General features: G+C 45.6%; 1 protein-coding gene. It reads right to left on the bottom strand.

Annotation, left to right across the window (positions count from 1 at the left end; all coding sequences use genetic code 11):
* Positions 1-467: hypothetical protein (locus tag E7X56_RS11885; protein WP_167879541.1), on the bottom strand; the 467-nt coding region annotated here is incomplete at both ends.

Below are 467 nucleotides of genomic sequence, written 5' to 3'. Positions count from 1 at the left end.
TACCGTTCTTTCTCCGATGTAGTAATACGTTCCACCCATCGGGGATTGTGACTCTTTGACGGATCTGATCTTATAGAAGCCATCAGGCAAATTAACAAAACTATATGCAGCAGTCTCACTATCACTGGTTGCGGTCGTCATCAATGTTTCTTCCACAGGTATCCTGAATATTCCCATGGTTGCATTCTTTTGTGCCACGTTTGTTCCAGGCATCATCTCGAACATTGCAGTACCTGAAACGACGGCAGCCCCCGCGAATCCTGCACAGGTTCCGTTCTCGATCTTATCCTTTAGCTGATCCATCTCAGCTTCACTGGTGGATTTTGCTACAATCTCAGCGCCGGTGATGGCATTTCCATCCTGAATAATTACCGTTCTTTCTCCGATGTAGTAATACGTTCCACCCATCGGGGATTGTGACTCTTTGACGGATCTGATCTTATAGAAGCCATCAGGCAAATTAACAA

The sequence above is a fragment of the Methanococcoides sp. NM1 genome, from assembly GCF_900774285.1.
Taxonomy (GTDB): Archaea; Halobacteriota; Methanosarcinia; order Methanosarcinales; family Methanosarcinaceae; genus Methanococcoides; species Methanococcoides vulcani.
The sequence above is the reverse complement of the archived record's forward strand: the minus strand, read 5'-3'. Positions and strand labels throughout refer to the sequence as shown.